The sequence below is a fragment of the Streptomyces sp. SID5910 genome (genome assembly GCF_009862125.1).
In the GTDB taxonomy this organism is placed as follows: Bacteria; Actinomycetota; Actinomycetes; order Streptomycetales; family Streptomycetaceae; genus Streptomyces.
The window spans coordinates 1-8496 of the sequence record NZ_WWHX01000634.1 but is presented as its reverse complement, the minus strand read 5'-3'; the positions used below and the strand labels follow the sequence as shown (position 1 = coordinate 8496).

General features: G+C 72.8%; 8 protein-coding genes and 3 tRNA genes. 3 read left to right on the top strand and 8 right to left on the bottom strand.

The features are described from left to right. The 4 genes from GTW67_RS22310 to GTW67_RS22295 form a co-directional block, all read right to left on the bottom strand. Window positions 1-624: ABC transporter transmembrane domain-containing protein (locus GTW67_RS22310; RefSeq protein WP_161166581.1), on the bottom strand; the 624-nt coding region annotated here is incomplete at its 3' end. Next, on the bottom strand, window positions 624-2357 hold the full coding sequence (locus GTW67_RS22305) for an ABC transporter transmembrane domain-containing protein (RefSeq protein ID WP_161166580.1): 1734 nt from the start codon (window positions 2355-2357) through the stop codon (window positions 624-626). The genes GTW67_RS22310 and GTW67_RS22305, both read right to left, overlap by 1 nt. A 105-nt stretch (window positions 2358-2462) precedes the next feature. Next, window positions 2463-3917 (bottom strand): xylulokinase, encoded by a 1455-nt coding sequence (locus GTW67_RS22300; protein ID WP_161166579.1) that lies wholly within the window; start codon window positions 3915-3917, stop codon window positions 2463-2465. A gap of 55 nt (window positions 3918-3972) precedes the next feature. After that, window positions 3973-4272, bottom strand: coding sequence for a YtxH domain-containing protein (locus tag GTW67_RS22295; RefSeq protein WP_161166578.1), 300 nt, complete (start codon window positions 4270-4272; stop codon window positions 3973-3975). Between the two features lie 149 nt (window positions 4273-4421). Between GTW67_RS22295 and GTW67_RS22290 the strand changes: the two genes are divergently transcribed. The 3 genes from GTW67_RS22290 to GTW67_RS22280 all read left to right on the top strand — a co-directional run bounded on the left by GTW67_RS22290 (window position 4422) and on the right by GTW67_RS22280 (window position 4855). Beyond that, a tRNA-Asn gene (locus tag GTW67_RS22290) sits at window positions 4422-4494 on the top strand. A gap of 5 nt (window positions 4495-4499) precedes the next feature. Next, a tRNA-Asn gene (locus GTW67_RS22285) sits at window positions 4500-4572 on the top strand. Between the two features lie 209 nt (window positions 4573-4781). Further along, window positions 4782-4855 (top strand) — tRNA-Ile (locus GTW67_RS22280). Window positions 4856-4876: 21 nt separating this feature from the next. On the opposite strand, the gene GTW67_RS37825 is transcribed toward GTW67_RS22280, so the two are convergent. From GTW67_RS37825 to GTW67_RS22260, 4 genes are all read right to left on the bottom strand, one after another. Further along, a complete protein-coding gene (locus GTW67_RS37825) occupies window positions 4877-5029 on the bottom strand; it encodes a hypothetical protein (protein WP_237518982.1) in 153 nt (50 codons plus the stop codon). An 83-nt stretch (window positions 5030-5112) separates the two neighbouring features. Then, window positions 5113-5790 (bottom strand): ANTAR domain-containing response regulator, encoded by a 678-nt coding sequence (locus tag GTW67_RS22270; RefSeq protein ID WP_161166576.1) that lies wholly within the window; start codon window positions 5788-5790, stop codon window positions 5113-5115. Window positions 5791-5966: 176 nt separating this feature from the next. Next, entirely contained in the window at window positions 5967-7406 is a 1440-nt protein-coding gene (locus GTW67_RS22265; protein ID WP_161166575.1) for a GAF domain-containing protein, read from the bottom strand. Between the two features lie 19 nt (window positions 7407-7425). Beyond that, complete coding sequence (locus GTW67_RS22260) at window positions 7426-8463, bottom strand: rod shape-determining protein (RefSeq protein WP_161166574.1); 1038 nt, start codon at window positions 8461-8463, stop codon at window positions 7426-7428. Between the last annotated feature and the right edge of the window lie 33 nt (window positions 8464-8496).

Here is an 8496-nt window from a genome sequence, read left to right as displayed (position 1 = left end):
GCCGATGATGGACAGCAGCGAGTTGATCAGCTGGCCCATCGACTGCTGGAGCGTCTGCCCGATGTTGTCGATGTCGTTCGTCGCCCGCGACAGCACCTCACCGCGCTGGCGCTTGTCGAAGTACGACAGCGGCAGCCGCGACAGCTTCGTCTGCACGTCCTCGCGCATCCGGAACATCGTCCGGTTGACCGCCCGGTTCACCAGCCGGGTCGCCACCGCCATCAGCAGCCCGGCCGCGCCGAACACGGCCAGCGCCAGCAGCAGGACGTGTCCCACGGCGGTGAAGTCGATGCCCTCGCCCGGCGTGAAGTCCGTGCTGCGCAGCATGTCGGCGATCTTGCCGTCACCGCGCTCCCGCATGGACGCGAGGACCTGCTCCTTGGTGGCGCCGGCGGGCATGTCCCGCCCGACGATGCCCGCGAAGACCAGGTCGGTGGCCTTGCCGAGGATCTTCGGCCCGACCACGCTGAGGCCGACGCTGAGCACCACGCAGGCCAGCAGCGCGTAGATCGTCACCCGCTCCGGCCTGAACCGGGCGACGAGCCGTTTGCCCGATCCCTTGAAGTCCATCGAACGCTGGTCGGGGCCGCCCCCGGCCATCATGCGACCGCCAGGCCCCGCCATCAGGCCGCCTCCGCTTCCGTCAGCTGGGAGAGCACGATCTCCCGGTAGGTCTCGTTGTCCGCCATCAGCTCGTGGTGCCGGCCCATGCCGACCACCCGCCCCTCGTCCAGCACGACGATACGGTCGGCGTCCCGGATGGTCGCCACGCGCTGGGCGACGATCACCACGGTCGCCTCGGCGGTCTCCCGGGACAGCGCGGCGCGCAGCGCGGCGTCGGTGGCGTAGTCGAGCGCCGAGAACGAGTCGTCGAAGAGGTAGATCTCCGGGCGCTGCACCAGCGTCCGCGCGATCGAGAGCCGCTGCCGCTGGCCGCCCGACACATTGGTCCCGCCCTGCGAGATCGGCGCGTCGAGCCCGCCCTCCAGTCGCTCCACGAACTCCTTGGCCTGCGCCACCTCCAGCGCGTGCCACAGCTCCTCGTCCGTGGCGTCCGGATTGCCGTAGCGCAGATTGGTCGCGACCGTGCCCGCGAAGAGGTACGGCTTCTGCGGCACCAGGCTCACGACCTTGGCCAGCGTCTTCGGTTCGACGGTGCGCACGTCCACCCCGTCGACCAGCACCTGTCCGTCCGTCGCGTCGAACAGCCGGGGCACCAGCCCGAGCAGCGTGGACTTGCCGCTGCCGGTCGAGCCGATGACGGCGGTCGTCTCGCCCGGCAGGGCCACCAGGTCGATGCCCCGCAGCACCGGCTCCTCGGCCCCCGGATACCGGAAGCCCGCACCGCGGATCTCCAGATGCCCGTGCCGGCGCAGCTCGGTGACCGGCGCCACGGGCGGCACGACGCTGCTCTCGGTCCCCAGGACCTCCTGGATCCGCTCGGCGCACACCTCCGCGCGCGGCACCATCATGAACATGAAGGTGGCCATCATCACGGACATGACGATCTGCATCAGATAGGCGAGGAACGCGGTGAGGTCGCCGATCTGCATCCCGCCGCTCTCGATCCGGTGGGCGCCGAACCACACCACCGCGATCGACGACAGGTTCACCACCGTCATGACCACCGGGAACATCAGCGCGAGCAGGTTGCCGGTGCCCAGCGCCACGTCCGTCAGGTCGGTGTTGGCCTTACGGAACCGCTGCTGCTCGTACTCGTCCCGCACGAAGGCGCGGATGACCCGGTTGCCGGTGATCTGCTCGCGCAGCACCCGGTTCACCGTGTCCAGGCGCACCTGCATGGACCGGAACAGGGGCCGCAGCCTGCGCACGATCAGCGTCACGCAGATCGCCAGCACCGGCACCACGCCGACGAGCACCCCGGACAGCGGCACGTCCAGGCCGAGCGCCATCACGATGCCGCCGACGCACATGATGGGCGCCGACACCATCAGCGTGAACGTCATCAGGGCCAGCATCTGGACCTGCTGCACGTCGTTCGTCGTCCGCGTGATCAGCGAGGGCGCGCCGAAGCCGCCGAGCTCCCGCGCGGAGAAGGACTGCACCCGGTCGAAGACGGCGCCCCGCACGTCCCGGCCGAGCGCCGAGGCGGTACGGGCGCCGTAGTAGACGGCACCGATGTTGCACACGACCTGCACCAGCGAGATGCCGATCATCAGAGCGCCGTAGCCCAGGATGTAGCCGGAGTCGCCGTTGACGACACCGTTGTCGATGATGTCCGCGTTCAGGGTCGGCAGGTAGAGGCTGGCGCACGTCTGGAGGAACTGCAGCGCCACCAGCAGGGCGATGGGTTTCTTGTAGGGCCTGAGACAGGTCCGCAGGAGTCGTATGAGCACGCTGGGTCTCTCGGAGTCGGCGACAGGGGCGATTGGTTGCCCCTGGCCCCTATCGTCGGACACTCCACCCGCGTTACCTCAACCCATTAACCGGCCGTCGCCGCCCTACGCGCGCAGCGCCCCCGGATGGGTCTGCTCCCGCACCGACACGAACTGCTGCCGCACCGCCTGACCCACGGCCAGCTCCTCGCCCGGCTCCAGCACCTGCGCGACCGCGCCCTGCCAGGCCGGGGGAGTGCGCGGGTCCAGCGTGCCCCGCGAGGCGCCCAGCGCCCACGCCGCCTGCCGGGCCGCGCCGATCGCCGCGTAGTCCGCCGGCTGCGGTACGACGACCTGGACCCCGAACAGCGCGGGCGCCGCCGCCTGCACGGCCGGCAGCTCGGCCGCCGCGCCCAGCAGGAACACCCGCCGCACCTCCACGCCCCGGCCGCGCAGCACGTCCAGGGCGTCGGCGAGGCCGCACAGCATGCCCTCGAACGCGGCCCGCGCCAGGTGCTCGGCCTTCATCGACTCGCGCCTCAGGCCGGCCAGCGTGCCCGCGGTGTGCGGCAGGTTCGGCGTCCGCTCGCCCTCCAGATACGGCAGCAGCACCAGCCCGTGCGCGCCCGGCGTCGACTTCATCGCCAGGTCGGACAGGCTCTCCAGGTCCGGCAGACCGAGCAGTTCGGCGGTGCCGCGCAGGGTCCGTACGGCGTTCAGGGTGGTGACGACCGGCAGGTGCATGCCGGTGGCGTCCGCCAGGGAGGTGATCATGCCGCTCTGGTCGACGAGGGCCTCGGGGTGCACGGCCATCACCGAACCGGAGGCGCCGAGGGAGACCACCGCGTCCCCGAGCCCGATGCCGAGCCCGAAGGCGGCGGCCATCGTCTCGCCGGTCCCCGCGGAGATCAGCAGGCCCTCCGGCGTCGTACCGGCCGCGTCGGCCGGGCCGATCACCTCCGGCAGCATCGCCTGGTGGCCGAGGGCCAGCTCGACCAGATCGGGCCGGTACCCGCCGGTCGCCGGCGACCAGTACCCGGTGCCGGAGGCGCCGCCCCGGTCGGTGGTCCTGCGGGCCGGCCGGCCCAGCAGCTGCCACACCAGCCAGTCGTGGGCCTGGAGCAGCACGGTGGTCCGCGCGGCCGCATCGGGCTCGGTGCGGGCCAGCCAGCGCAGTTTGGTCACGGGCTGCGGGGCCTGCGGCACACAGCCCACGGACTGCGCCCACGCCTCGCGCCCGCCGAGCGCGTCGATCAGATCGGCCGCGGCCACCTGTGAGCGCTTGTCGCCGCCCACCATGGCCGGGCGCACGGTGTTGCCCTGGGAGTCCAGCGGCACCACCGAGTTGGCCTGCGCCGAGACCCCGATGGCCTGCACGCCCTCCAGCAACCCGCCGCCGGCCGCCTCCCCGAGGGAGAGCAGCCAGGCCTGCGGGTCGACGTCGGAGGGACGGCCACCGCCCTCGGGGCCCTCGACGGGATGCGGCGCGTATCCCTGCCGGAGCACGGCACCCGTGTCCGCATCACAGACGACGATACGAGTGAAATCGGGCGCACTGTCCAACCCGGCGACTATCCCCATGCGCAAAATTCTGCCGCACGGGGAGAGGTGTCCGTACCGGGTGGGGGCACGCGCCTCAGGTGTTGCTGGTGCCCCAGTCGTCCGAGGCGGTCCCGTTGCGCTCGCGCAGCGACCGCACCCGCTGGGCGACCGAGTCGGGCATCCGGTCGCCGACCTTGTCGCTCACCACGTGGTACGCCTTGTCCGCGAAGTGCCGCCCCTGCTGGGCCGCCGACTCGGCGGTGTTGCGGACCGCCGGGTTCTGTGCGACCTGCCGGGCGGACTTCCGCAACTGCTCGTAACGCTCGCGCCCGGCCTTCGTGCCGAGCACGTAGCCGACGGCGAGTCCGACGACGAATGTGAGCCGGTAACGCATGGCGGCCACCTTCCCTTGCCTAGCTCTGACAGTGCCGAGGAGTACCGATTGGCGGAGCACCCCCCTGCTTGCGCTAATGTATGTGTCGCAGCGAGCGCACGCCCCCTGGCGAATACCCAGGCAGACGCGTTCGATGCGATACGAGACCTTCCTCGGTAGCTCAATTGGCAGAGCAGCCGGCTGTTAACCGGCAGGTTACTGGTTCGAGTCCAGTCCGGGGAGCTCGGTCCTCCGTAGCTCAATTGGCAGAGCAGCCGGCTGTTAACCGGCAGGTTACTGGTTCGAGTCCAGTCGGGGGAGCAAGGTGGACGAGGACCCTCCGGGGTCCTTTTTCATGTCCGGACACATGCCGCGGGATCTTCTGGGAACTCCCGGGAACCATGCGCCACGCTGCGGAGTCCTCAAGGTCGTGATGGCGTCGCGGTGAGCCGACCAGCCGAGGCAGGAGATCGTATGAGCGGCTATGCTGCGGCAGACGGCGCGCACACATGTACGCGACACGCCGTCATGGGGCGGTAGCTCAGCCGGTTAGAGCAGCGGACTCATAATCCGTCGGCCGTGGGTTCGAGTCCCACCCGCCCCACTTCGCGCGAGGGACGCCGGGTCACCGGCCGCCCTCGCCCTTTTCTTCGCCGTCCTCGTCGTCGCGGTCGCCCTCCGCCTGGGAGGGCGTGGTCTGCGCCGGGTTCGGGCCGTCCGTGGCGTCCGGCTCGTCGTCGCGCTCGCCCTCCGCCTGGGACGGGGTCTGTTCGCTCATCGTGGTACCTCCCTCGGCCGGGCCGGGTTCCCGCGCCGAGTACCCCGCCCGCGCCGACGGCACCACGCCACCGGGAACGCTTCTCAGCGGCCGGCCCGGTCCAGGGCCGTCCGCAGGGCCGAGCGCACCTCGGGCGGGGGCGGCGGTCCGTCGTCGCGGGCGCCGTCCGTCACCGCCGCGGCCACCGTGCGCAGCTTGGTGTTGGACAGCTGCGAGGCCTCCCGCAGGATGTGCCACGCCTCGTCCGGCGTACAGGAGTGCAGGGCCATCAGGACGCCCCGCGCCTGGTCGATGACCGGGCGGGAGGCGATGGCCTGCCGGAGCTGCTCCACCTCCTCCTGGAGCACGTGCAGCCGCTCCGACCGCTCCGCCGCCACCGCCGAGCTCGCCGGCCCCGCGGTGGGCGGCTGCGGCGTGCCGTTCAGGGGAGCGGTGGTGTCCAGGCCGAGCAGTTCGAGGATCCGGCGTGGCTGGCCGGTCCAGTCGCGGGCCGTCACCGGCACGGCCCGCCGGTCGCCGTAGTCGCGCAGCAGTTCCAGGAACTGAAACCCGGCCGTGTCCATGAAGACCACGTCGCCCATGTCCAGGTCGACCCGCTCGACGTCCGCGGGCAGTGCGGCCAGGGCCTCGGCCAGGGTGTCCGCGCACCCGTGGACCAGTTCTCCCCGTGGCACGAGCAGTGCCCGGTCCGCCTCCACATGGCCGTCGATCACCAGGGTGGCCGGCCTCCCCGCCAGACGTGGTGGTGCCGCTGAGGTCATGTCACCGCCTTGTCCGTCCTCGTTGATCCCCGACGACGTTCGCACGTCACCCGGCCCCCGTCTGCTGGTGCGCCTGCCCGTCGCCCGGCGGGACTACACCCGGGCGCGGGGATTGACCTGTCCACGGTCGGGTAAAGGCGTTGTCCCGGCGCGGCCGGGCGGTCCGCCCCTTCCGTTCAGAGGGGTGACTGCCAGGTGGTCGTCGGCGGTGCGCCGTCGGCCGTGCCGTCGGCGGTCCCGTCGTGGGAGACCGTCAGCCGCACCGCGTCGCGGCCGTCCGGCAGGGACGCGGTGGCGTCGACGGAGACCTCGACGCGGCCGGTGCCGTGGGCGCGGGACGCGGCGGCCAGGGCCTGGCGCAGGGCGACCAGGAGACGGTCGGCGACCCGGTCCGGTACGCGGGTGTCGACGGCGCCCGTGAAGTGGGTGGAGGGCGGGAAGCCGAGCAGGGCGGCGGCGGCCGCCGTCTCGCGCAGCACCCGGCCGCGCAGGCCGGCCGGGGGGCCGGGCGGGGGCTGCTGGAGCGCGAAGATCGCCGTACGGACCTCCTGGACCGTGGAGCGCAGCTCGTCCACCGCCTGGCCGAGGAGGTCGCCGACGTCCTCCGCGCCGGGGCGGCGCTGGGTGGACTCCAGCATCATGCCGGTGGCGAACAGCCGCTGCACGACCAGGTCGTGCAGGTCGCGGGCGATGCGGTCGCGGTCCTCGTACACCGCGAGGCGTTCCCGGCCGTGCCGGGCGCCGGCGAGGACGAGGGCCAGCGCGGCCTGGGAGGCGAACTGGGTCGCGAGCCGCCGTTCGAGGGGCGTGTAGGGGAGGCCGCCGCGGCGGCGGGGCAGGGCGAGGGTGCCGATCAGCCGGCCGTTCGCCTGCAACGGCAGCATCATGCTGGGGCCGAACCGGTGCCGTACGTGCGTCGTCATGCGGGGGTCGGTCGCCGAGTCCGCGAGGAACACCGGCTCGCCGCCGAGGAGCTGTTCGAGGACGGGGCTGCCCGGGGCGATGGTCGCGCCGACGATGCCCTCCGGGTCGTCGGGCGCGGAGGCGGTCACGATCTCCATGCCGCCCTCGGCGGTCGGCCGGAGGATCACGCCGGCCGAGGCGCCGGCGAGCAGCCGGGCCCGCTCCGCGACCGTCGTCAGGGCGTCGTCCGCGCTGCCGCCGGTGAGCAGCGCGGTGGTGACGGCCGCGGCGCCCTCGATCCAGCGCTCGCGCTGCCGCGCCGTCTCGTACAGCCGGGCGTTGCCGATCGCGATGCCGGCCTGCGCGGCGAGGACCCGCAGCAGCTGCTCGTCCTCGGCGGTGAAGGGCCCGCCGCCGAGCGGCCCCTCCAGACACAGCTCGCCGAACATCTCGTCCCGCACGTGGATCGGCACCCGCAGCCGGTGCGCGGACCCGGCCCGGGCGGGACCGTCCCGGTGGGGTGCGCCGGGGCCGGGTCCGGGGCAGGCGGTCGGGTCCGGGTCGGGCGTCGTCAGGGTGGCGTGGGCGGCGCCGGTCAGTTCGGTGGCGCTGTCCATGACGTGCTGGAGGGTGCTGCGCAGGTCCAGGTCGGTGCCGACGCCGAGGACGGCGTCGAGGAGGCGGGTCAGCCGCGACGCGGGCCGCGCGCTCATGCCGGCGGGTCCCCGGCGGTCAGTCGGCCAGCGGGTCCAGCACCAGCGGCTCGACCCGGCCCTCCAGCATCGTGCCGAGCCCCTGGACGGCGCACACGTCGGGCCGCTCCGCGATGTGCACCGGCATGCCCGTCGCCTGACGCAGCATCTGGTCGAAGCCGGGCAGCAGCGCGCTGCCGCCCACCATCATGATCCCGCGGTCGGCCAGGTCCGCGACCAGGTCCGGCGGGCAGTCGCGCAGCACCTTGCCGATGCCGTCGAGCACGGCCGTCAGCGGCGTCTGGATCGCGTTGCGCACCGCGGCGGTGTCGACCTTCACGCTGCGGGCCAGGCCGGTCGCCACGTCCCGCCCGTGGATCTCGGTGGACGCCGGTCCCTGCGGGGTGAGCCCGTTGCCCGACAGGGCGAGCTGGAGCGGGCGCACCGACTGGCTGGGCAGCACCAGCTCGTGCTGGTGACGCAGGTGCTGCACGATCGCGTGGTCCACGGCCTCGCCGCCCACCGGGATGCGCTCGGCGGTGACGATCGAGCCGAGGGAGAGCACCGCGACCTGCGTGGCGTGCGCTCCGCACACCATGATCATCGTGGCCTCGGGCTGCTCCACGGGCAGTCCGCAGCCGACGGCGGCGGCGATCAGGGTGTCGACCAGCTCCACCCGCCGGGCACCGAGCCCGACCAGCGTCTCGATCGCCGCCCGCTGGGCTAGCGGGTCGGCGTCGTGCGGGGTGCAGACGGCGGCGCGCAGCCGGGGCTTGCGGCGCAGCGCCCGGCGGATCTTGTCGCCGAGCAGATGCCGCAGCATGCGCTGGGCCATCTCGATGTCCACGATCGTGCCGCCGGAGACCGGCCGGACGACACGGATGTAGCCGGGGGTGCGGCCGGTCATCTTCTCCGCGAGCTCGCCCACCGCGATGAGCGCGCCGGTGCGGGTGTTGACCGCGGCGGCGGACGGCTGGTCGACGACCAGACCGGAGCCCTTCACATAGACCCGGGTCCTCGACGCGCCGAGGTCGACGGCGAAGTGGCAGCGGCGCAGCTGCTCCAGAGTGGCGGTCATGGCAGTTCCTCCCGAGAGCGCAGACCGTGCGGG